Origin of the sequence: Saccharothrix sp. 6-C, from assembly GCF_016695385.1 — a bacterium.
Classification (GTDB): Bacteria; Actinomycetota; Actinomycetes; order Mycobacteriales; family Pseudonocardiaceae; genus Actinosynnema; species Actinosynnema texasense.
The window spans coordinates 5,123,241-5,145,548 of the sequence record NZ_CP064192.1; the positions used below are offsets into that span (position 1 = coordinate 5,123,241).

General features: G+C 72.6%; 19 protein-coding genes and 1 pseudogene. 10 read left to right on the forward strand and 10 right to left on the reverse strand.

Translation table 11 applies throughout. The features are described from left to right. Nucleotides 1-364 precede the first annotated feature (364 nt). Together IOD16_RS21370 and IOD16_RS21375 are read left to right on the forward strand one after the other, a co-directional pair. Entirely contained in the window at nucleotides 365-1,330 is a 966-nt protein-coding gene (locus IOD16_RS21370) for a LysR family transcriptional regulator (protein ID WP_201435850.1), read from the forward strand. A gap of 7 nt (nucleotides 1,331-1,337) precedes the next feature. Next, nucleotides 1,338-1,880 (forward strand): DapH/DapD/GlmU-related protein, encoded by a 543-nt coding sequence (locus tag IOD16_RS21375; RefSeq protein ID WP_201435851.1) that lies wholly within the window; start codon nucleotides 1,338-1,340, stop codon nucleotides 1,878-1,880. A gap of 34 nt (nucleotides 1,881-1,914) precedes the next feature. On the opposite strand, the gene IOD16_RS21380 is transcribed toward IOD16_RS21375, so the two are convergent. Both IOD16_RS21380 and IOD16_RS21385 read right to left on the reverse strand, forming a co-directional pair. Then, a complete protein-coding gene (locus tag IOD16_RS21380) occupies nucleotides 1,915-2,562 on the reverse strand; it encodes a hypothetical protein (RefSeq protein ID WP_201435852.1) in 648 nt (215 codons plus the stop codon). Further along, nucleotides 2,559-3,302 (reverse strand): ABC transporter ATP-binding protein, encoded by a 744-nt coding sequence (locus IOD16_RS21385; protein WP_328809352.1) that lies wholly within the window; start codon nucleotides 3,300-3,302, stop codon nucleotides 2,559-2,561. The genes IOD16_RS21380 and IOD16_RS21385 overlap by 4 nt, the downstream gene beginning before the upstream one ends. A 157-nt stretch (nucleotides 3,303-3,459) precedes the next feature. Between IOD16_RS21385 and IOD16_RS21390 the strand changes: the two genes are divergently transcribed. From IOD16_RS21390 to IOD16_RS21405, 6 genes and pseudogenes are all read left to right on the forward strand, one after another. Next, nucleotides 3,460-6,273 (forward strand): aconitate hydratase, encoded by a 2,814-nt coding sequence (locus IOD16_RS21390; RefSeq protein WP_328809353.1) that lies wholly within the window; start codon nucleotides 3,460-3,462, stop codon nucleotides 6,271-6,273. Nucleotides 6,274-6,694: 421 nt separating this feature from the next. Then, on the forward strand, nucleotides 6,695-8,362 hold the full coding sequence (locus IOD16_RS21395) for a vWA domain-containing protein (protein WP_201435854.1): 1,668 nt from the start codon (nucleotides 6,695-6,697) through the stop codon (nucleotides 8,360-8,362). Nucleotides 8,363-8,378: 16 nt separating this feature from the next. Continuing rightward, a pseudogene (locus tag IOD16_RS41530) lies at nucleotides 8,379-8,585 on the forward strand (hypothetical protein); the annotation flags it as partial. Between the two features lie 33 nt (nucleotides 8,586-8,618). Further along, nucleotides 8,619-8,939, forward strand: coding sequence for a transposase (locus IOD16_RS40485; protein WP_236594263.1), 321 nt, complete (start codon nucleotides 8,619-8,621; stop codon nucleotides 8,937-8,939). Beyond that, the gene (locus tag IOD16_RS21400; protein WP_236594264.1) at nucleotides 8,936-9,790 is read left to right on the forward strand and encodes an IS3 family transposase; all 855 of its coding nucleotides are present in this window, start codon (nucleotides 8,936-8,938) and stop codon (nucleotides 9,788-9,790) included. Before IOD16_RS40485 ends, IOD16_RS21400 begins: the two co-directional genes overlap by 4 nt. 130 nt (nucleotides 9,791-9,920) lie before the next feature. Beyond that, nucleotides 9,921-11,018 carry a hypothetical protein gene (locus IOD16_RS21405; RefSeq protein WP_201435855.1) on the forward strand — a complete coding sequence of 366 codons (1,098 nt, stop codon included), beginning with the start codon at nucleotides 9,921-9,923 and terminating at the stop codon, nucleotides 11,016-11,018. Here the strand turns inward: IOD16_RS21405 and IOD16_RS21410 are convergent. Continuing rightward, complete coding sequence (locus IOD16_RS21410) at nucleotides 10,966-12,561, reverse strand: alpha/beta hydrolase (RefSeq protein ID WP_201435856.1); 1,596 nt, start codon at nucleotides 12,559-12,561, stop codon at nucleotides 10,966-10,968. The two genes, IOD16_RS21405 and IOD16_RS21410, sit on opposite strands and share 53 nt — an antisense overlap. A 280-nt stretch (nucleotides 12,562-12,841) precedes the next feature. Next, a complete protein-coding gene (locus IOD16_RS40490; RefSeq protein WP_236594265.1) occupies nucleotides 12,842-13,405 on the reverse strand; it encodes an MmyB family transcriptional regulator in 564 nt (187 codons plus the stop codon). 285 nt (nucleotides 13,406-13,690) lie between these two features. On the opposite strand from IOD16_RS40490, the gene IOD16_RS21420 reads away from it, so the two are divergent. Beyond that, nucleotides 13,691-14,407, forward strand: a complete 717-nt coding sequence (locus IOD16_RS21420; protein ID WP_201435857.1) for an SDR family oxidoreductase — start codon at nucleotides 13,691-13,693, stop codon at nucleotides 14,405-14,407. A 51-nt stretch (nucleotides 14,408-14,458) separates the two neighbouring features. On the opposite strand, the gene egtD is transcribed toward IOD16_RS21420, so the two are convergent. The 6 genes from egtD to IOD16_RS21450 form a co-directional block, all read right to left on the reverse strand. After that, nucleotides 14,459-15,433, reverse strand: a complete 975-nt coding sequence (gene egtD / locus IOD16_RS21425) for an L-histidine N(alpha)-methyltransferase (RefSeq protein ID WP_123747302.1) — start codon at nucleotides 15,431-15,433, stop codon at nucleotides 14,459-14,461. Then, entirely contained in the window at nucleotides 15,430-16,179 is a 750-nt protein-coding gene (gene egtC / locus IOD16_RS21430; protein ID WP_201435858.1) for an ergothioneine biosynthesis protein EgtC, read from the reverse strand. The genes egtD and egtC overlap by 4 nt, the downstream gene beginning before the upstream one ends. A gap of 2 nt (nucleotides 16,180-16,181) precedes the next feature. Next, entirely contained in the window at nucleotides 16,182-17,495 is a 1,314-nt protein-coding gene (gene egtB / locus IOD16_RS21435) for an ergothioneine biosynthesis protein EgtB (protein WP_201435859.1), read from the reverse strand. Beyond that, entirely contained in the window at nucleotides 17,492-18,601 is a 1,110-nt protein-coding gene (locus tag IOD16_RS21440) for a glutamate-cysteine ligase family protein (protein WP_442978052.1), read from the reverse strand. The genes egtB and IOD16_RS21440 overlap by 4 nt, the downstream gene beginning before the upstream one ends. Before the next feature lie 373 nt (nucleotides 18,602-18,974). After that, the gene (locus tag IOD16_RS21445; RefSeq protein WP_201435861.1) at nucleotides 18,975-21,035 is read right to left on the reverse strand and encodes a PQQ-dependent sugar dehydrogenase; all 2,061 of its coding nucleotides are present in this window, start codon (nucleotides 21,033-21,035) and stop codon (nucleotides 18,975-18,977) included. Between the two features lie 8 nt (nucleotides 21,036-21,043). After that, nucleotides 21,044-21,586 (reverse strand): Scr1 family TA system antitoxin-like transcriptional regulator, encoded by a 543-nt coding sequence (locus tag IOD16_RS21450; protein WP_201435862.1) that lies wholly within the window; start codon nucleotides 21,584-21,586, stop codon nucleotides 21,044-21,046. A 126-nt stretch (nucleotides 21,587-21,712) separates the two neighbouring features. On the opposite strand from IOD16_RS21450, the gene IOD16_RS21455 reads away from it, so the two are divergent. Next, nucleotides 21,713-22,306 carry a TetR/AcrR family transcriptional regulator gene (locus tag IOD16_RS21455; RefSeq protein ID WP_053718020.1) on the forward strand — a complete coding sequence of 198 codons (594 nt, stop codon included), beginning with the start codon at nucleotides 21,713-21,715 and terminating at the stop codon, nucleotides 22,304-22,306. The last annotated feature ends 2 nt before the right edge of the window (nucleotides 22,307-22,308 follow it).

A 22,308-nucleotide genomic window follows, 5' to 3' on the forward strand; every position in this document is an offset into this window, starting at 1 on the left:
CGGCGGGGTCCGACAGTTCCGGCCGCCGAGCCGCCGCCCGAGACGCCACCTGCCGTGATCTCGCCGGACCGCCGCCGAGCCGGGCCAGGCGTCGCCGGAACGCGCCGAGCCACCGAGCCAACGCCCAGGCATCACCAGAACGCCGGAACGTGCCGAGCCACCGCCCGGGCACCACCGAGCCGTCGCCGGGCCGCTGCCGAGACCCGGCGAGGTCACCGCGAGCACTGGCCGCGGCGCCGGCGCGGACAACCGGACGTCGAGCACCCGAGTCGAACCGACCGCGCCGAAACCGGGGCGAAGTGCGCCGCCACAACCCGCCCCCGACGAGCGACAACGGTCGGTTGTGCGCCCTTACGCTCCCCCGGTGGACACGGAGGCACTGCGGTCGTTCGTCCGGGCAGCCGACCTCGGCCAGGTGGGGCACGCCGCCGCCGAGCTGGGCGTCACGCAGCAGGCGGTCTCCAAGCGGGTGGCCGGGTTGGAGCGCGAGCTGGGCGTCCACCTGTTCACCCGCACCGCGCGCGGTGTCGAGTTGACGCTCGACGGTCAGGCCTTCCTCCCCCACGCCCGCGCCGTCGTCACGGGTGTCGACCGCGCCGTCGCGGCGGTCCGCCCCGGCTCCCGGGCCCTGCGGGTCGACGTCCTCGGTCTGCGCAGCGCGCAGGCGGTCGTCCTGCACGACTACTGGCGGTCGCACCCCGGGACCAGGCTCGACGTGGTGACCCTCAAGGTCGAGGACCCGCTCCTGGCGGCCGCCGCGGTCGAGTCGGGCGAGGTCGACGCGTCGTTCCGCACGGTCGTCGACCGGTCCGCGCTGCCACGCGGCGTGCGGATGGTCCACGCGTTCGAATCGCCGCTGGAGCTGCTCGTCGGCCCGCGGCACCCCCTCGCGGCGGCCCGCCGGCTCACGCCGAGCCGGCTGCGCGAGCACCGGATCTGGGTGCCGGGCATCGCGCCCCGCAGCGAGTGGGCGGAGTTCTACCACCAGCTCGCCACCGACTTCGACCTGCGGATCGACGCGGCGGGTCCGAACTTCGGCAACGAGGTCCTCCAGGACACGCTCGCGGACTCCCCGGACGTGGCGACCCTCGTCGGCGCGCGCGACCGGTACACCTGGCCGGCGCACTACGACCTGCGCCGCATCCCGATCGCGGGGCCGACGATCGCCTACCCGCTCTCCCTGCTGCACCCCGACGCGAACCCCCACCCGGGGCTCCGGCCGGTCGTCGACCACCTGCGCGGCCTGCCCTGCCTGCCCGGGGACACCTGGCGCCCGTCCTGGGCGCCGGACCCGGACCCGGACCCGGACGACACCACCACGAGGAAGTGACCGAGCCGTGCGCGACGACCGACTCCTGCGCATCCGCAGCGCCGAGTTCCGGGCCATGTCCGGGAGAGTCCTGCGGGCCACCGAGCTGACCTCCCGCCTCAACGCGCTGCCGTTCGAGGACGAAGCGGGCAAGGCCGACCTGCTGGCGGAGATCCTCGGCCGGCCGCTGCCGGGCGGGGTCACGATCCACCCGCCGTTCTTCACCGACCACGGCCTGCGCCTGGACCTCGCCGACCGCGTGTTCATCAACCAGAACTGCACGTTCCTCGACTACGCCGGCATCCGCCTCGGCGAGCGCGTGATGATCGGGCCGAAGGCCACGTTCATCACCGTGGGCCACCCGGTGGACCCCGAGGAGCGGCGGGAGTGGCTGAGCGGCGGGCCGATCGACGTGGCGGAGAACGTGTGGATCGGCGCGGGGGCGACGATCCTGCCCGGTGTCACGATCGGGCGCGACGCCGTGGTCGCCGCCGGAGCGGTCGTGGCCGACGACGTGCCGCCGGCCAGCCTGGTGACCGGCGCCAAGGCCGCTGTCCGCAGGCAGTGGTGACGACCTCGCCGAGCGGTGCGACCGGTGGGGCGAGCTAGCCGCGCCGGGGGCCCACCGCGGCGCCGAGCCAGGTCGCGCCCGCCACGAACAGCACCGCGACCACGCCCGAGAGCGCCAACGCGGAGGTGACGCCGTCGTCGTGGGACAGCGCCCACAGCACGTTGCCGACCGGTGGGGTGCGGCCGAACAGGAACACCAGCACGACCAGCGCCGTCGAGGCGAGCACCGACCAGCCGGCCTGCGCGATGACCGGGCGGCTGCACAGCACGCCGACGCCGACGCCGACCAGCGCGCACACCGCCAGCGCCGCGAAACCCTGCGCCACCGTGCCCGGCGGGTAGGGGCGGGGTTGCGTCACGACCGGCGCCAGCGTCGCGACCAGGGCCACGCCCAGGGCCGCGAGCACGGCCGACGCGGTCACGGCGGACTGCGCGCGGGCCCAGCCCCCGGCGGTCACCACGGTCACCGTCCGGCGCACCGGGTCCTCCGCGGTCGCGATGACCACGGTCAACCACGCCGACACCGGGTAGACCAGCACGCACGTGCCGGCGTACGCGGGGAGCGGAGGCCCGGCGTCGGAGGCGTAGAGCATCCCGAGGACGGCGGTGAGCAGCAGCAACGGCGGCAGCCAGCGCTGCGTGCGCAGCACGTCCACGAGCAGGTACCGCACCAGGGCCGTCACGACCGCACGCTCCGCACCGAGCAGCCGAGCCGCAGCGCCTCGGCCAGCACGCCGTCGCTGAACCCGGACCGCACCTCGACCCGCGCGCCACCGCCGACCTCGTGCGCCGCGAGCACCCCTTCCAGCGCGCTGATCAGCGCGAACGCCTCGCCCACCCGGTCCAGCTCGATCACCACGCCGCCGGGTCGGGTCGCGCCGAGCGCCACTTCGCGCGCACCCGGCAGGTCGTGCCCGTGGTGGTCGGTGAGCACGACGGCGGCCCGCGACGACGTCACCAGCTCGCCGAGCACGGCGCCGGCGGCGGCGTCCAGCCCGGACCACGGCTCGTCCAGCACCAGCAGGTCGGTCGCGTGCAGCGCCTGCGCCAGCGCCACCTTCTGCGTGTTGCCCTTCGACAGGGTGGCCATCGGCGCGTCCGGGTCGCCGACGAACCCCAGCGCCTGCACCAGCTCCCACCGCGCCGGCACCCCGCGCACGGCGGCGAGGTGGCGCAGGTAGGCGCGGGCCGACAGCTTCACCCCGGTCGGGAACCGCTCCGGGGCGTACCCGACCGACGCGCCGCGGCTCACCCGGCCGCTGGTGGGGGCGGTCACGCCCGCCGCGACGCGCAGGAGGGTCGACTTGCCCGCGCCGTTGCCGCCGCGCAGCACGACCACTTCACCCGGTTGCACGGCGAGCGACACGTCGCGCAGCACCCAGGGGCCGCGGCCGTAGCGCTTGCCGATTCGATCAAGACGCACCACGGGTGTGATGATGCCCCGATCAAGGTAGGGCCGGGTTGAAGCGGAATACAGGACACGCGTACTGTTTAGGGTGAGAGGGCATCGCACCCGCGGGTGCGGGAGACTCAGCAGTAGTTCCCCTACCGACTTTGCGCGTCACCAGATGGAGTTTCACGTGACTGCACCAGCGAGCAAGGACAGCTTCGGCGCCCGCGGCACGCTCACCGTCGGCGACGCCTCGTACGAGGTGTTCCGGCTGAGCGCGGTCGAGGGCGCCGAGCGCCTGCCGTACAGCTTGAAGATCCTGTTGGAGAACCTGCTGCGGACCGAGGACGGCGCGAACATCACCGCCGACCACGTGCGCGCGCTGGGCAGCTGGGATCCGTCGTCCGAGCCGGACACCGAGATCCAGTTCACGCCCGCCCGCGTGGTGATGCAGGACTTCACCGGCGTGCCGTGCGTGGTCGACCTGGCCACCATGCGCGAGGCGGTGACCCAGCTGGGCGGCGACCCGACGAAGGTCAACCCGCTGGCGCCGGCCGAGCTGGTCATCGACCACTCGGTGATCGCCGACATCTTCGGCCGGCCGGACGCGTTCGAGCTGAACGTGGACCTGGAGTACCAGCGCAACAAGGAGCGCTACCAGTTCCTGCGCTGGGGCCAGACCGCGTTCGACGAGTTCAAGGTCGTCCCGCCGGGCACCGGCATCGTGCACCAGGTGAACATCGAGCACCTGGCCCGCGTGGTGATGGTCCGCAACGGCGTCGCCTACCCGGACACGCTGGTCGGCACCGACAGCCACACCACCATGGTCAACGGCATCGGCGTGCTCGGCTGGGGCGTCGGCGGCATCGAGGCCGAGGCCGCCATGCTCGGCCAGCCGGTCTCCATGCTGATCCCGCGCGTGGTCGGCTTCAAGCTGCACGGCGAGCTGCCCGCCGGCGCGACCGCCACCGACCTGGTGCTCACCATCACCGAGATGCTGCGCAAGCACGGCGTGGTCGGCAAGTTCGTCGAGTTCTACGGCTCGGGCGTCGGCGCGGTGCCGCTGGCCAACCGCGCCACCATCGGCAACATGAGCCCCGAGTTCGGCTCGACCTGCGCGATCTTCCCGATCGACGGCGAGACCATCGACTACCTGAAGCTGACCGGCCGGTCCGCCGAGCAGCTGGCGCTGGTCGAGGCCTACGCCAAGGAACAGGGCATGTGGCACGACCCGGCCGCCGAGCCGGTGTACTCCGAGACGCTGGAGCTGGACCTGTCGACGATCGTGCCGTCGATCGCCGGCCCGAAGCGCCCGCAGGACCGCATCGAGCTGACCAACGCCAAGGAGGCGTTCCGCCAGGCGCTCGGCGCGTACGTGTCGAACACCGACGCGGCCGCGGACTCGCCGGTCGACGAGGCGTCCCAGGAGTCGTTCCCGGCCAGCGACGCGCCCGCCCTGAGCAACGGCGACGCGGGCGGCAAGCCGCACGTGTTCCACACCGCCGCCGAGGGCGCCCAGGGCCGGGCGTCGAACCCGGTGAAGGTGTCCCTGGACGGCGCGGAGTTCGAGCTGGACCACGGCGCCGTGGCGATCGCCGCGATCACGTCGTGCACCAACACGTCGAACCCGTCGGTGATGCTCGGCGCGGCGCTGCTGGCGAAGAAGGCCGTGGAGAAGGGCCTGGAGCGCAAGCCGTGGGTCAAGACGACCCTCGCGCCGGGCTCCAAGGTCGTCATGGACTACTACGAGCGCGCCGGGCTGCTGCCCTACCTGGAGAAGCTGGGCTTCCACCTGGTCGGCTACGGCTGCACCACGTGCATCGGCAACTCGGGCCCGTTGCAGGACGAGATCTCGGCGGGCATCAACCAGGGCGACCTGGCCGCCGTGTCGGTGCTCTCGGGCAACCGGAACTTCGAGGGCCGGATCAACCCGGACATCAAGATGAACTACCTCGCGTCCCCGCCGCTGGTGGTGGCGTACGCGCTGGCCGGTTCGATGGACAAGGACATCACCACCGAGCCGCTGGGCACCGACCAGAACGGCGAGCCGGTGTACCTGGCCGACATCTGGCCGTCGCCGCAGGAGGTCTCCGAGGTCGTCGCGTCGGCGATCTCCCCGGAGGGCTTCACCCGGGGCTACGCCGACGTGTTCGCCGGCGACCAGCGCTGGCAGTCGCTGCCCACGCCGACCGGCAAGACGTTCGAGTGGGACCCGCAGTCGACGTACGTGCGCAAGCCCCCGTACTTCGAGGGCATGGAGATGGAGCCGGCCCCGGTCACGGAGATCGGCGGCGCGCGCGTGCTGGCGCTGCTGGGCGACTCGGTCACCACCGACCACATCTCGCCGGCCGGCGCGATCAAGGCCGACTCGCCCGCGGGCAAGTACCTGACCGAGCACGGCGTGGAGCGCAAGGACTTCAACTCCTACGGTTCCCGGCGCGGCAACCACGAGGTGATGATCCGGGGCACGTTCGCCAACATCCGGCTGCGCAACCTGCTGCTGGACGACGTGCAGGGCGGGTTCACCCGGAACTTCCTCGCCGAGGGCGCGCCGCAGACCACGATCTACGACGCGGCGGAGGCCTACGCCGAGGCGGGCGTCCCGCTGGTCGTGCTGGCGGGCAAGGAGTACGGCTCGGGCTCGTCGCGCGACTGGGCGGCGAAGGGCACCTCGCTGCTCGGCGTGCGCGCCGTGATCGCCGAGTCGTTCGAGCGGATCCACCGGTCGAACCTGATCGGCATGGGCGTCCTGCCGCTGCAGTACCCCGCCGGTTCCACGGCGGCGTCGCTCGGCCTGGACGGCACGGAGACCTTCGACTTCACCGGCATCACCGCGCTGAACGACGGCGACACGCCGCGCACGGTGCACGTGGTGGCGACGAAGACGGACGGCTCGAAGGTGGAGTTCGACGCGGTGGTCCGCATCGACACGCCGGGTGAGGCCGACTACTACCGCAACGGCGGCATCATGCAGTACGTGCTGCGCAAGATGGTCCGCAGCTAGTCGATCGACCCGAGAGGGCCGTCCACCTCCGGGTGGGCGGCCCTCTCGCATCCCCGCCGGCCACGCCGCACGCCTGCGCGGGCCCGGCGGGACGCGTGACCGGCGCATTGTCGTCACAATTCACGTTTCTTCCGTAACGATCCTCAGATCGAAAACGACCGGAAATTGCACTGCGCCGAACGGGTGAAGCTATTTGGCGTTTGCCAGAATGGCTGCCTAACCTCGTGATGCCGACGCATCCGACTCGCACGGAACTGTCATTCGGTCGGATCTTCGCTGGTCCGCACCTGTTCGGGGACTGACCCGTCCGATTTCACCGGAATGCGCGAACGTGATTCCAGAGGGGATTTCACGTCTGTTCGGCGCGCACGAGGAGGTGCGATACCGAATGAACCAGAACACTCGAAGACGGGCTTGCGGCGTGACCGCGGTCCTGCTGGCCGCCCTGGCGGCGCCACTCGCCACGACCACCGGCGCGGCAGCCGCGGACGGCTCCGTCACCGGGACCAAGACCCTGGGGGCCACCGACATCGCGTGCGGCGGGTCCGTCCCGGTCACCGTGACGCTCGACGCCCGGACCGGCATCGCGGGCGCACCGGTGGACGTCGAACTGGTCCTCGACCGCTCCGGCAGCATGCAGGACGCCATCGACGAGCTGAAGACCGCCGCCAAGTCGTTCGTGGACATCCTCGACGAGGCCACCGACGGCTCGCTGGACGGCGTCATCGCCAACGGCAGCCGCGTCGGCGTGGTCAGCTTCTCCGACAACGCCTCCGTCGACGCCGGGCTGACGTCCGACGCGAACGCCGTCAAGGCGGCGATCGACGCGCTGGCCGCCAACGGCCTCACCAACCACTCCGCGGCCATCTCCACCGGTCAGTCGCAGCTGGCGGGCTCGCTGCCCGGCAACGCCAAGAAGATGATCGTGATGACCGACGGCCAGACGACCGTCGGCGGCGACGCGAGCGACGACGCGCTGGCCGCCCGCGCCGCGGGCACCGAGATCTTCGGCATCGGCCTCGGCACCGTCGACGCGGACGAGATCCGGGACTGGACCTCCGACCCCGACGCCACGCACTACTACCAGGCCCCGACCCCGGCGCAGTTGCAAGAGGTCTTCGAGGCCATCGGCGCGGCCATCGTCGTGCCCGCGGCGACCGGTGTGACCGTGGTCGACACGGTGTCGCCGCAGTTCTCGGTCAGCGGCGCGGCGGCGTCCAAGGGCGCGGTCGCCCAGAACGGCAACCAGCTCACCTGGACCATCGACCAGCTCGGCACCGAGACGGTGACGCTGACGTTCACCGCGACGCACCTCGCGGCCACCGGCGGCGGACCGTTGCCGGTCAACCCGACCGTCGCCTACACCGACGCCGAGGGCCACGTCGTCACGTTCGGCAACCCGGCGGTGAACGTGCGCGGTTGCGCCGCGGCCATCGACGTGGAGCCCGAGCACGCGGTCAACGAGCTGGGCACACCCGGCCAGACGCACACGGTGACCGCGACCGTCACCGACGACTTCGGCGACCCGGTGCCGAACACCCCCGTCGACTTCTCCGTGCTCAGCGGCCCGAACGCGGGCGCGGCGGGCAACGGGAGCACCTCCGGCGCCGGCGCGGTCGACTTCACCTACCCCGGCGCCCAGGGCCTCGCGGGCCTCGGCACGGACTCGATCCGCGGCTGCTTCACCCACGCCGCGGGCCACCAGGTGTGCGACGACGTGCTGAAGGACTGGGTGGACACCACTCCGCCGGTCGTGACGTGCGCGCCGACCACCAACCCGAGCGGCGGCACCACGCCTCCCGCCACCAACGAGGACGGGTTCTTCGTCATCTCCGCGACCGACGCGGTCGACCCGAACCCGCAGGTCTTCGTGTCCGACTCGGCCAGTCCGGCGGTCTTCGGCGGGTTCCCGAGCGGCACCCGGATCAAGCTGGTGCAGGCGCCCGGCGCGACGCCCAACCAGAAGCCCGGCGTCGGTGCCGTCGACTGGCGCATCACGCTCAAGGGCGACGCCCTCGTCCACGGCGTCGACTCGTCGGGCAACCAGTCGGCTCCCGTGAGCTGCCTGGTCCCGCCGCCGCCGAAGTAGCGGTCCCACCGAGACCGTGAGGGGCGTCCACACCCTGAACCGCTCCCCGGGAGTTGGACTGAGAATTCAGTTCCGACTTTCGGGGAGCGGTTCGTTGCATCCAGGTAGTTCGTTGTCCGGGCGGCAGCGGGGGTCCGCTGTCGCGTTGTTCGAGGCCGGGTACGGCCCGAAGGCTGTCGCGACCCGGTTGGGTGTGTCGCGGACCGCGATGCGACGCTTGCATGAGCGTTGGAGGCTGCGGAGCGCGGGAGCGCTGATGATGAAGCCGGGCAGGCGGTCGTTCACGTTCGAGTTCAAACTCGGGGTCGTGCGCCGGTTCGTCGACGGTGAGGCGACCGCGATCGAACTGGCACGCGAGCACGACCTGTCCTCGCCCAAACTCGTCGAGAACTGGGTTCGGGCGTATCGGCGTGACGGCGGGGAAGCGCTGCGGCCCAAGCCGAAAGGCCGGCCCGCGGCACCGCCGGCACCGGAACAGGATGAGCTGGAACGCCTGCGGCAGGAGAACCTGCGGCTGTCGGCGAAGGTGGCCTATCTGGAAAAACTGCGGGCCTTGAGGGCGCAGGGGCGAGAATGAGAACCCAGGTCATCGCCACCCTCAAGGCCGACTACCCGCTGGCGGTGCTGCTGGAGGCCGCCGGTCTGGCCCGGTCGACGTTCTTCCACCACCAGGCCCGGCAGGCCCGACCCGACCCGCACGCCGACCTCAAGACCGCGATCACACAGGTGTTCGACCGGGCTCGCGGCCGCTACGGACATCGGCGGATCCACGCCGTGCTGACCGGACAGGGCCGGCGGGTGGCCAAGAAGACCGTGCTGAAATTGATGAACACCCTCGGCCTGGTCTGCAAGGTGCGCCGCCGGCGCCGGTACCGGTCCTGGCGGGGACAGGTCGGCACGATCGCCCCGAACACGCTGGACCGCCGGTTCACCGCGTCCGCGCCGGACACGAAGTGGGTCACCGACGTGACCGAGTTCCGCATCGGGGACCGCAAGGTCTACCTGTCACCGGTCATCGACCTGTTCGACCGGTCCGTCATCGCCTACACCCACGGCCCGGCCTCGACGCTGGAGCTGACGAACTCCTCGCTGCGCGAGGCGATCGCCACCCTGCCCGCCGGAGCCACACCCCTGGTGCACTCCGACCAGGGCTTCCAGTACCAGCACGCCTCCTGGCGCACCCTGCTCCTCGACGCCGGACTCACCCAGTCGATGTCACGGCGGGCCAACTGCCTCGACAACTCGATCGCCGAGAACTTCTTCGGCCACGTCAAGGAAGAACTGTTCAACCACGACCGCTTCGACACCGTCGAGGAGTTCACCACAGCACTGGACGACTACCTCGACTGGTACAACACCACCCGCGTCTCCACCACGCTCAAGGGCCTGAGCCCGGTCGAATACCGAGCCCAGGCCCTCACGCCCTAACCTTCAGTTAGCCAGTCCAACTTCTGGGGAGCGGTTCACCCGGGGCGCCCCTCACGCCGGTCCTCACCGGTCCTCGGCGGTCCTCGGCGGGCCTCGGCGGGCCTCGGCGGGCCGCTAGGGTTACGCCCCCGTGGGGGCCGTCGTGTGGGCGTTACCGGTCGTGGTCGGGCTCGTCCTGCCGCTGTGGGAGGACGGTCCGCCGCCCGGCGCGTCGTCGACCCTGGTGATCGCCGGGCTGCTGCTCAGGGCACGGCAGGCGCACGCCGAGCGGCCGGGTGCCTGGTTCCCGCTGCTGGTGGCGGGGTCGACGATGTTCGCGCCGGCGACGGCCGGTGAGTCGGCGGGCGGGTGGTCGCTCCCCGCCTGGTCCGTCCACTTCGACCTGTGGCGGTTCCTGCTCGGGCTGGTGGTCGCGGTCGGACTGGGAGCCTGGGCGTGGCGGGCGCGCAGCCGCACCGTCGCGCTCACGGCTGCCGGCTACCTCGCCGCGGTCTGGTGCTTCGAGCCGTCGTCGGCGCCGGTCGCGGAGTTCGGCTGGATGTCGTACGGACCGGTCGGGGCCCCGACGCCGTCGCCCGACGCGCTCGTCACGGTCGACCCGTCGGCCACCGGGCCGTACCCGGAGCTGGTGGTCGTGGCCGGCGCGGTCCTCGCGCACGCCCGACTGGGGCGGGTGCGGCCGTGGCACGTGACGGCGATCGCCGGGTTGCTCGGCTCGCTGTGGCACTGGGGCGCGTTCGCGCTGCTCGTCGTCGCCGCGGTGGCCGCCGCCCACGACCTGCACGCCCGCCGGCCTGGCGCGTGGTATCCGCTGCTGCTGGTCGGAGTGGGCCTGGTGGTGTGGCCGGTGCTCCTGGCGCTCACCGCGCCGGCGTGGCCCGGGCCGACGGTCGAGGACCTGGGCGCGACCGCCGAGGTCACGGCGCTCGTCGCCGTCGACAGGGGTTCGTCCGCGGTCGCCGTCTCGTTCGTCGACCACGACGACCTGTTCATGGCGTTCGTGGTGGCAGCAGGGCTGGCCGTGTGGTCGTGGCGGCGCAAGAGCCCGGTCGTGGCGCTCACGGCGGTCGTCTACCTGGGTCTCACCTGGCTGCGCACCGCGCCCGTGCGGACGGAGCTGGTGGTCCTGGCGGGTGCGGCCGTCGCCCTCGCGACGACGGCCGCACCCGGCGCCGCTAGAACGGCTGGGCGTTCGGCTGGAACACCTGACCTTCCGCCGGGGCCTTGAGGTCGACCAGGTAGTCGGTCACCGCGGTGTCCACGCCGGCGCTGTCACCGAGGATGCAGTGCCCGAACGCGTCCACGCTGAGCAGCCGCGCGTTGCCGAGCTGCCGGTCCATGCGCTTGCTGAACTCGTACCGCGTGGCCGGGTCGTAGTAGTTGCCCACCACGACGATCGGGTTCGGCGTGCGCTTGCCCCAAGGACCCGCCCAGCGGTCCGGCCGCGGCACCGGCCAGGTCGCGCACGTGAGCAGGTCGGACGCGGCCTGCGAGCGGCCGAACGTGGGCGACTCCCGCTCCCACACCGCCGCCGTCACCGGGAACAGCTGCGGCGCCCGGAGGAACGGCTTGTCCGTGCAGTTCACGCCGTAGTACGAGTCGTCGTACAGGTACTCGGTGTCGCCCGTGAGGCCGGCCCTGATGTCCGCCAGACCGCGCTTGTTCGCCAACGGCGGCAGCAGCGCGGCCTGCTCCTGCGCGGAGGACGTGGCGACGCCCGGGTGCAGCACCGCGTAGATGCTCTGCAACCACGCGGCCAGCGCCTTGAAGCGGGTCGGCGCGTACAGGTCGCTGCCGACCCGGCCGATGTAGCCGTCGTAGGTCACGACCTGGCCGTCCGGCAGGGTGATCGGTTTCGTGCGCAGGTGGTCGCGCGCCTCGTCGAACTTGGCCCGCGGGTCGCCGTCGCTGTAGGCGCACTTGTCGCCTTCGACGTCGCAGCGCTTCAGGAACGCGTCCAGCGCGAGCTCGAAGCCCTGCGCGCGCTGCCGGTCGTACTCCGCGCCGTTGGAGGTGCGCAGCGCCGGGTCGACGTTGCCGTCCAGCACGAGGGCCCGGGACTTCGACGGGAAGATGTTGGCGTAGGTCGCGCCCAGCAGCGTGCCGTAGGAGAAGCCGACGAAGGTCAGCTGCCGGTCGCCGACGCCCTGCCGCAGCAGGTCGAGGTCACGTGCCACGGCCTCGGTGGACATGTGGTCGAGCAACGGGCCCGCGTTGCGCGCGCACGCGTCGGTGTAGTCCTCGGTCGCGTCCATGGTGTTGCGGATCTCGGTGCGCGTGACCGGGACCGCGGACATCCGGCCGAAGACCTCCTCGGCCTCTTCGAGGGTCTTGAAGCAGCGCAACGGCGAGCTGCGGCCGACGCCTCGCGGGTCGAACCCGATCAGGTCGAACCGGTTCATGACCTCCGGCTGGAAGAACGAGCTGCCGTAGGCGGAGTAGATGAGGCCGGCGCCGCCGGGGCCGCCGGGGTTGATGAACAGCGAACCGACCTTGGCGGCCTGGTCGTCGGCCGGGCGCTTCATCAGCGCGACGGTGATCTTGGGGCCGTTCGGCTTGCGGTGGTCCAGCGGCACGGGGTGGTTGGCGCAGCTGACCTTGTCGCGCTGCGCGGCCGGGATCTCGTCGAGGACGTCCTGGGCGCAGGTCGTCCACTGGATCGGGGCGGCGCCCCGTGCTTCCTGCGCGGTGGCGGCGCCGGTGCCCACGAGACCGGACACCGCCGTGCCGACGGCCAGCGCGAGAACCAGCGCTCTGTTTCGAAGTGGCATGCGATAGCGCTCCCTCGGTTCGCTCGGCGTCGCCCCTCGATGACACCGCGACGCCATCGCGCGAGGCTTTCACTCGAACGTGGTCGGCAACACCCGCAGAACGGAGGATTCGTGGCCGACGAACGGTTCTTGCCGTGCCCTGCCGGTGGCCGAGCGGTCCACCGGAAGCCCGCCGAACCGCTGCCCGGAGCGTACGTCCAGCCGGCCGTGACGCGCTGAGCGTTGAACTCGGGGGTCGTGGAGGTTGGACTCTCGACGCGTGGGGGTAGGACTCTCGGGGTCAGGGGGTGGGGCGGAAGACCGCCAGGCGTTGGCCGTCGGCGGCGGTGAGGATCTCCGAAGTCAGGTCGACGTGGTTGCCCGCGGCGTCGCGGAAGGTCCGCCGCGAGCCGCTCTTGACCTTCACGTCGTAGTGCCGCCACAGCGCCGCGAACTCGGCGCTCGCCGCCGACAGCTCCGCCACCAGGGCCGCCAACGCCGCCGAGCCGGGGTCCGCGGCGGCGACCGTGCGCAGGTGCGCCACGCAGTCCCGCGCCATGCCCTCCCACCCCACGAACACGTCGCGGGCGCGGGGATCGGTGAACACGTAGCGCACCAGGTTGCCCCGCCCGCACACGCCCGGCATCAGCCGCTCGCCCTCCGGGTTCACCGCCAGCAGGTCGCTGACCTGGTCCAGCACGTACGCCGGCGTGGGCCGCACCGCCTCCAGCAGGTGCAGCAACCCGGGGCGCGGCGCGCCCGCGCCCGACCACGGCGTCGGGCCGGCGGAGCCGCGCGCCAACGCGTGCAGGTGTGCGCGCTCGTCCTCGCCCAGCCGCAACGCCGACGCGAGCGCGTGCAGCACCTCGGCTCCGGGGTTCGTGTCCCGCCCCTGTTCCAGCCGGGTGTAGTAGTCACGCTCACGCCGGCGAGCGCCGCCAGCTCCTCGCGGCGCAGCCCCGGCGTCTGCCGCCGCCCGACCCCCGCGGGCAGCCCGACCTCCGCCAGCCGGACGCGGCCACGCCGGCTGCGCAGGAACTCACCCAGCACACCCATGCCCCGAGTGTCGCACCACCGCGGGGGTGGCCCCGCCGGGACCAGGCCCGGCGCGGTCTCCCCGCGCCGCCCGACGTCCACGACGCTGCTGGGCATGACACACGTACTCGTCATCGGCGGCAGCTCCGGCATGGGCCTGGCGACGGCCCGCCTCCTGCTCGACCAGGACGCCGTCGTCACCATCGCCGGCCGGTCCGCCGACCGACTCGCCGCCGCCGCGCGCGACCTCGGCGACCACGAGCGCCTGCGCACCGCCGTGGTGGACGTCGCCCGGGAGGACGACGTCCGACGGCTGGTGCGGGACGCCGGTCCCCTCGACCACGTCGTCGTCACCGCGGTCGACGCCACCGACGCCTACTTCCCGATCGCCGACTTCGCGCTGGAGCACGCGCGGGCCGTGATCGACACCAAGCTGCTGGGGCCGTGGCTGGTGGCCAAGCACGCCGCGCCGCGCGTCCGGCCCGGCGGCTCGATCACCTTCACCTCCGGCATCGCCGCGTACCGGCCGGGGACGGGTGCCTCGGTGCTCGGCGCCGCCAACGGCGCGCTGGAAGCCCTCGCCCGCGCGTTGGCGCTGGAGCTCGCGCCGGTCCGGGTCAACGTCGTCTCGCCGGGATGGGTCGACACCCCCGTGTGGGACGAGCTGGCCGGCCCGGCCAAGGCCGAACGGCTCGCCGCGATGGCGGCCCGCCTCCCGGTCGGCCGGATCGGGGTGCCCGAGGACCTCGCCGAGGCGTTCGTGGCCGTGCAGCGCAACCGCTTCATGACCGGCTCGGTGCTGCACGTCGACGGCGGGCACCGGCTCGTCTGACGACGCGGTGGTCCCGTGCCCGGCGCCGGGCACGGGACTGCCGCGCGTCCGCTAACCGACCGCGCGGGCCAGGGTCAGCGCGAAACGGCCCTCCGGGTCGGTCCACCAGCGTTCGAGGGCGAAGCCCGCGGCGGTCAGCTCGCGGGTCACGCCCTCACGGCGGAACTTCGCGGACACCTCGGTGCGCAGTTCCTCGCCCTCGGCGAACTCCACGTCCAGGGACAGCGCGGCGACGTGGGCCTTGACCGGGCGCAGTGCCCGCAGGCGCATCTCGATCCACTCCTCCTCGGCGTTCCACAGGGCCACGTGCTCGAAGTCGGCGGGGTCGAAGTCGGCGTCCAACGTCCGGTTGATCACCCGCAGCACGTTCCGGTTGAACTCCGCCGTCACGCCCTGCGAGTCGTCGTACGCCCGCACCAGCACGTCCGGGTCCTTCACCAGGTCCGTGCCGAGCAGCAACCACTCCCCCGCCTCCAGCACGTCGCGCACCGAGGCGAAGAACTTGTCCCGCTCCTCCGGGATCAGGTTGCCGATCGTCCCGCCCAGGAACGCCACCACCCGCGGTGGCGCGCCGGGCAGCAGGCCCAGGTGCTCGGTGAAGTCGCCGACCACCCCGTGCACCCGCAGGCCGGGGTACGCGGCCAGGATCGCCCGCGCCGCCTCCGTCAACGCCGAGGGCGACACGTCCAGCGGCACGAACTCCTGCAGCGTGCCGTGCGAGCGCAGCGCGCTGAGCAGCAGCCGGGTCTTCTCCGACGAGCCGGAACCCAGCTCCACCAACGAGTGCGCGCCGGTCAGCGACGCGATCTCCGCCGCCCGCGCCACCAGGATCTCCCGCTCCGCCCGGGTCGGGTAGTACTCGGGCAGCCGGGTGATCTCCTCGAACAGGTCGCTGCCGACCGCGTCGTAGAACCACTTCGGCGACACCCACTTCGGCCGCGCGGTGAGCCCTGCCCGCGCCTCGGCGCGCAGCGCGATCGCCGCGTCCTCGGGGGTCAGGTGCACGTCCAGCACAGGCTCGGTCATCCTCGTCCAATCGGTTGAACGTCCACAGTAGACACATCAGCCGTGACGACGTGCCCGTCGGGCACCTCCCGCCAGCGCGGGTCGTCGTCCAACGGCTCCGAGGCCAACGTCACCGCGCCGTCGCCGGAGCGCACCCACAGCGAGTGGGTCCACGTCGTGCCGGCGAGCACGGTGCCGTCGGTGAGCAGCAGGTTCAGCCGCGAACCGGGCGCGGCGGCGGCGACTTCGGACACGACCGAAGCCAGCGCGACGCCCGGCGCGACACCCGAAGCGAGACGCGACCGCACCAACGCCCACAGCAGGGCGGCGTCGGTCGGCGCGTCCAACGTCAGCAACGAGGCCACCGGCACGGTCTTCGCCACGTCCACGACGGACTCCGGCCAGTCGGCGACCCGACCGTTGTGGCTGAACAGCCACCGCCCGTCGGTGAACGGCGCGCACGCGGTGTCCGCCACCGGCATGCCGACCGTCGCCGAGCGCACCGCGGCCAGCACCGCGCCGGACAGCGTCACCCGGCTCAGCGCCAACAGGTTCTCGTCGGACCAGATCGTGCCGGCCCGGCGGTAGCGCACCGCCGGGCCGCCCGGCGCGGGGTACCACCCCACGCCGTAGCCGTCCACGTTGACCGTGCCGCCGCCGCGCATGTCCCGAGGGGCGTACGACTGCCGCACCAGCGAGTGCGGCGGGTCGTGCACCAGCGCGGCGACGGGCACGGCGGGGCCCAGGTAACCCAGGTGGCGGCACACGGTCAGGCCAGGTCGTCCCGTGAAGCGTCCCGCGCGCAGCGGAAACCCGCGAAGATCTGCCGCCGGATCGGGTAGTCCCAGTTCCGGAACGTCGAGCGCACCGCGGCCTGGTCGCTGCCGAACGACCCGCCCCGCAGCACCTTGTAGTCCGGCCCGAAGAACACCTGGGAGTACTCGGCGTACGGGAACACCTCGAACCCGGTGTAGCCGTGGAAGTCGGAGCTGGTCCACTCCCACACGTCACCGATGAGCTGGTGCACCCCCAACGCCGACGCGCCCGCCGGGTACGCCCCGACCGGAGCGGGCGTCAGGTGCCGCTGGTTCAGGTTCGCGTGCGCCTCCGTCGGGTCCTCGTCCCCCCACGGGTAGCGGCGGGACCGGCCGGTCGCCGGGTCGAAGCGGGCCGCCTTCTCCCACTCCACCTCGGTGGGCAGCCGCTTGCCCGCCCACTTCGCGTACGCCTCGGCCTCGTGGTAGCAGACGTGCACGACCGGCTGGTCGGGCTCGATCGGCTCGGTGCGGCCGAACGCGGTGCGGTACCACTGGTCACCCACCCGTTCCCAGAACCGGGGCGCGACCAGGGACGCCTTGCGCACGTGCGCCCACCCGGCCTCGCTCCACCACCGCGGGTCGCGGTAGCCGCCGTCGGCGATGAACGCCGCGTACGCGCCGTTCGTCACCGGCGTGGTGTCGATGAAGAACGGCTCGGTGACCACCTGGTGCGCGGGTCGCTCGTTGTCCAGCGCCCACGCCTCGGTGGACGTGCCCATGGTGAACGGGCCGCCGGGCACCAGCACCTCGGCCGGGCCGACCGGGCCGCCGCGCGGCGGGCGGGGCGCGTCCAGCACCGGGTCGCCGACGCGCAGCTGGTGGGTGGCCAGCATGGTCTCGTCGTGCTGCTGCTCGTGCTGCACGATCATGCCGAACGCGAACCCGCCGTCGACCAGCCGGTGGCCTTCCAGCGGGGTGCGCTCGAGCACGTCGAACACCTTGTCGCGGACCTCGCCGACGTACTTGCGCGCCTCGGCGGGCCCGAGCAGCGGCAGTTCCGGCCGGGCCGACCGGGCGTGCTTGAACGCGTCGTACAGCTCGTCGATGTCCGCCCGGACCGGCTCGCGGCCGCCCACGTCCCGGACCAGCCACAGCTCTTCCTGGTTGCCGATGTGCGCGAGGTCCCAGACCAGCGGCGACATCAGCTTGGAGTGCTGGCGGACGAGGTCGTGGTCGTCCACCGCGTCGGTGAGCAGCCTGCTGCGGTCACGGGCCCTGGTGAGCTGGGCGGCGACCTGGTCGCGAAGGTTCTCGGTGCTGGTCATGAACGGCCCCCTCCGGTCTTCTCAGCGAGCGTGCGGTGCAGTTCTTCGGCGATGGCGTCGGTCTGGCCGACCGACAGGTCGGTGTCGGGCAGCGCGGCGCAGCCCAGGTCGACCACGTCGCGCGCCGCGCGGGCGAGCACCGGGTCGGCCAGGCCGTAACGCGCGGCGGCGAGCCAGCGGTTCGCGGCGCCCTCGGTCACCGCGAGCACCTCGTCCACGTACTTGGACGTGCTGAACAGCGCCGCCATGAGCACCACCGGCGGCAGCCACCGGCCGTGCGGCGGCGAGTCCAGGTAGCGGACCTCCAGGTACCCGCGCGGGCGGACCGGCGGGAACTGGAGGGTGAGGTGGTAGTCGAGGTCGTCGGCCGTCGGCGGGCGGTCGAGCGCGCCCGCGATCCAGTCGGCGAACGTCAACGGGTGCGGCGGCAGCCAGTTCGGGCCCGGTCTGCGCACCGCGATGACCGGTGTGTCGAGCACCCGCTTGGCCCACGCCTCGGCCGGGTTGGCGCACACCGCCGCCGCCCGGGTCCGCACCGGGTCGGTGGCGTACAAGGTGCGCATCCTCGCGCTGGCCCAGTCCGTCCGCCGGCCGTTCACCCCCGGCGAGTTGGCGAACAGGGCGGTGACGACCGGTCCGAGGGCGTGCACCGCGGCCCAGCGCTTCGGCAGGTCGGAGGCCAGCCCGAAGTCCAGGCAGACCTGGAGGCCCGCGGTGCTGCACATCATCGTGATGCCCTCGGGCCCGATCGGGGCGAAGGCGTGTTCCATGGCCGCGTAGCGCGGGACCTGGAGCATCCGGCGCGGCGGGCGGAAGGGGTCGGCGCCGTGCTGACCGAGCCGGAGACCGGCCGGTCCGAGCAGGCTGTGGAGGTGGTCGATGTCCGCCGCGACGGTCTTCAGCAGATCCGTCAGCGATTCCCGCGGCGGTGTCGAGATCTCGACCTGGCCACCCGGTTCCACGGTCAGCGGGGTGCCGGAGGGCAGTGGCCGCTGAGGGCTGTCGGGGACGAGGGTCGGTGGCGCGTGCCCGCCGAGCGCGGCCGCGAGGGTCTTCGCGTCGAGCGGTCGGCTGGGATCTTCGACGTGGTGGACGGTCCATTCCAATTCGACTCCGAGCAGCCTCGGAGGCCCGTGCTTGAAGCAGACCGAGGCGACGTAGGCCTCGGCCTCCGCTCGGTCCCGGAACACCGCCGGAGCGGGTCCCGGAGCCGGCGCATTACGGACAGCAGTCACTGGTGGCACTCCCCGTGATCAAATCTCGTCCGTTCGACGCTACACGCAGGCACCGACACTCGCAGCTATGGAAAACCGTTGCGGATCAACGACATGCCCGGCGCCGTGCGCGGGGCTGACGGCCGGTCGGGTGGAGGGCGGCTGCGTTCCGGTGGCGTCCCCCTTGCGCCGAGTGGACGAATCGCGGTGGCCGAACGGACAATCCGGGCGCGGTGTGAACAACTCGTGGCAACCGGGTGACCGGTCAGGAACCCGGGTACTCGAGGTCCACGTGCAACACGCGGTCGTTGCCGACCTCCTCGTCCAGGTCCCACGTCGTCGTCACCCAGAGGTCGCCCTCCGGGTCCACCTCGACCGTCCTCAACCGCCCGTACTCGCCCTGGAGGTAGACCGCCTCCTCGACCAGCTCCGAGCCCTCGATGCGCAGCCGGTACAGCCGCTTGCCGACCGTGGTGCCGACGAAGAGGTGGTCGTTGACGATCGCCAACCCGCTCGGCCCGCCGGCCGTCGTCGGCCACATCCGCTTCGGCGGGATGCTGCCCTCGCAGTACCCCTGCGTGCCCTCGCAGCCGGGCCAGCCGTAGTTGCCGCCGCGCGTGATCAGGTTCAGCTCGTCGAGCGAGTTGTTGCCGAACTCCGTCGCCCACAGCCTGCCCTGCGAGTCGAAGTCGAGGCCCTGCACGTTGCGGTGCCCGTAGCTCCAGATCGCCTTGCCCGGGAACGGGTTGTCCGCCGGGATCGAGCCGTCCGGGTGGATGCGCAGGATCTTGCCCGCGTTGGTGTCCAGGTTCTGCCCGTAGCTGCCGTTCTGCGCGTCTCCGGTGGAGACGAACAGGTACCTGCCGTCCGGGCTGAACCGCAGCCGCCCGCCGTTGTGGTAGCGGTTCTTCGGCAGGCCGCTCAGGATCGTGGTCCAGCCGGTGAGCGTCTCGCCGATCAGCCTGGCGCGCACGACCTGGTTGCCGGACGACGTGGTGTGGTAGATGAACACGTGCCGGTCGGTGGCGAACGCGGGCGACAGCTCGACGCCCAGCACGCCGCCCTCGCCGTTGGTGCCCTGCGCGCCCGGCACCCGGCCGACGTCGGTCCGCGTGCCGTCCGGCGCGAGGCGGTAGAGGGTGAACCGCTCCCGTTCGGACACCAGCGCCGTGCCGTCGGGCAGGAACGCCAGGCCCCACGGCACGTCCGTGCCCTCGCGCAAGGTCGTCACCGCGCCGGGCCTCGGCTCGCCCGGCGGCGCCGTCCCGCCCGGCGCGAGGATCACCTCGTCGCTGAACGGCGAGAGGTTGCCCGCCGCGTCGCGCGCCCGCACGGCGAACCGGTAGCCGGTGCCGGCGCTCAGGCCGGTGACCGTGGTGGACGGGCCGTCGGTCGTGCCCACCTGCACGCCGTCGCGGTGCACCACGTACCCGGTGACGCCGACGTTGTCGGTGGCCGCCTCCCACGCCAGCGACACGCTGGTCGGCGACTTGCCGGCGGGGCGCAGGCCGCCCGGCGCGGTGGGCGGCTCGTCGTCCGGCGGCGGGGCGTCGGTGCGCACGACGACGTTGTTGCTGGCCTGCGAGACGTTGGGCGCGGCGTCGCGGGCGAAGACCGTCCAGTCGTACGCCGTGTCGGGGCGCAGGCCCGCGACGGTGGCGGACAGGGTCGTGCCGGGCACGCTCGTCATGAGCTGACCGTGCTGGTAGACGTCGTAGCCGACCACGCCGACGTCGTCCGCCGCCGCGTCCCACGCGAGCGACACGCTGGTCTCGGACCGGTCCGTGGCGCGCAGGTCGCGCGGCGGGGTGGGCGGCTCGGTGTCGGTGTCGTCGACCACGAGGCGGTCGGCGTTCGGCCCGCCGGCCGCGGTGGTGGCGGTGGCGCGGACCCGGTTCACGCCCGCCCGCAACCGGACCGGCGCGGTGACGTCGCGCCACGTGGCCCACCCGCCGGTGCCGGGGAAGGGGACGACGCCGGCCCGCGCGCCGTCCACGGTCAGCGCGAGCGGCCGGTCGGTGCCGCTCCCGTTGGCGTAGCGGAAGACCAGCGCGTGCGTGCCCGCCCGGGCCGCGGTCACCGAGTACTCGACGTAGCCGCCGAACGCGTTGTCGTAGTCCACGTACCCGGTGCCGGTGAACCCGGCGTGCTCGGCCTCCACCGCGCCGCGCGAGATGGTCGCGGCCTCGGACTGGTGGTCGGTGAGCCCGTGCGCGGCGCCGGAGGCGGTGAGGAGCGACAACGCCGTCGCGGCGGTCACGGCGGCGACCGCGAGCCGCCGCCGCGGCGACCGCTGCGGTCGTGCGCCCAGTGCGTTCGATCCCATGTGTCTCCTCACCGGCTCCGGTAGCGCGCGGCCTGGCGGCCGAACTCCGCCCGCGAGGACGGCACGTCCAGGGCGATCCGGTCGAGCACCTCCGCCGGGCGCCGACCTTCGGGCAGGGCGAACGACGACCGCAGCACGCCCACGTGGCCTGCCGCGAACGGCACCAGGCGCACCGGCGCGTCGGCCCGGTTCGCCAGCGCGTCCAGCTGGTCGGCCATCACCGCCTCGTCGCCGACGCGGACGTGCAACGCGGCCTCGTGCACGAAGAAGCTCGCGGCGGCGTGCGGCAGCCGGTCGACGCCGCTGTCGTCGCCGAGCGCCAGGGCGTAGGCGGGTGTGCGCAGCGGCTCCGGGACGCACAACGCCTCGTAGACCACGACGGAGCAGCCCGGCGAGCGGTCGGCGGTGTCGCCGGGCCGTCGGCCGACGAGCCTGATCAGATCGATCAAGTCCGGGCCGTGCCGACTGCGGTCCACCGTGGACGGTCGGTTCGACCAGCCCAAACCCGGCACCAGCTTCAGCGGCGGACGAATGTCCTCACCTGCGGTCACGGTGCGCCACCGTAGTGACGGTGACCTGGGGTTTCGAGCCGAGACGGCGAAGTACACCCCAAAGTGGACGGGCCAAGCCGTACGTACTGATTGGATTTCGTCAGGCGGCCCTGGCAACATCGACAGGTGCCCAGGGTGAGCCAGGACCACCTCGATGCCCGTCGCCGTCAGATCCTCGACGGCGCTCGTGCGTGTTTCGCGCGTTTCGGCTATGAAGGCGCGACCGTGCGCCGCCTGGAAGAGGCTACCGGCCTGTCCAGGGGCGCGATCTTCCACCACTTCCGGGACAAGGAGTCGTTGTTCCTCGCGCTCGCCGAGGACGACGCGCTGCGCATGGCGGAGGTCGTCGCCCAGCAGGGCCTCGTGCAGGTGATGCGCGACCTGCTGTACCCGCCGGACCCCAACGACGTCGAGCACCCGGCGGACTGGCTCGGCACGCGGCTGGAGGTGTCGCGGCGGCTGCGCACCGACCAGGAGTTCCGGGCCAGGTGGGCGGAGCGCTCGCGGCAGCTGACCGACGCGACCCGGCAGCGGCTGGAGCGCCAGCGCGAGGCGGGCAACCTGCGCGACGACGTGGACGTGGACGTGCTGACGTCGTTCCTGGAGCTGGTGCTGGAGGGCCTGGTGTCGCACCTGGCCATGGGCCTGCCGGCGGACGACCTCGAACCCGTGCTGGACCTGGTGGAGGAGAGCGTCCGGCGGCACCGCCGCAAGGGCTGACG

What these genes read in the sequence shown, in the direction of transcription:
- IOD16_RS40485 (WP_236594263.1), top strand. Translation starts at nt 8,619, where the DNA reads ATGATGAAGCCGGGCAGGCGGTCGTTCACGTTCGAGTTCAAACTCGGG.
- IOD16_RS21400 (WP_236594264.1), top strand. Translation starts at nt 8,936, where the DNA reads ATGAGAACCCAGGTCATCGCCACCCTCAAGGCCGACTACCCGCTGGCG.
- IOD16_RS21410 (WP_201435856.1), bottom strand. Translation starts at nt 12,561, where the DNA reads ATGCCACTTCGAAACAGAGCGCTGGTTCTCGCGCTGGCCGTCGGCACG.
- IOD16_RS21420 (WP_201435857.1), top strand. Translation starts at nt 13,691, where the DNA reads ATGACACACGTACTCGTCATCGGCGGCAGCTCCGGCATGGGCCTGGCG.
- egtD (WP_123747302.1), bottom strand. Translation starts at nt 15,433, where the DNA reads ATGACCGAGCCTGTGCTGGACGTGCACCTGACCCCCGAGGACGCGGCG.
- egtB (WP_201435859.1), bottom strand. Translation starts at nt 17,495, where the DNA reads ATGACCAGCACCGAGAACCTTCGCGACCAGGTCGCCGCCCAGCTCACC.
- IOD16_RS21445 (WP_201435861.1), bottom strand. Translation starts at nt 21,035, where the DNA reads ATGGGATCGAACGCACTGGGCGCACGACCGCAGCGGTCGCCGCGGCGG.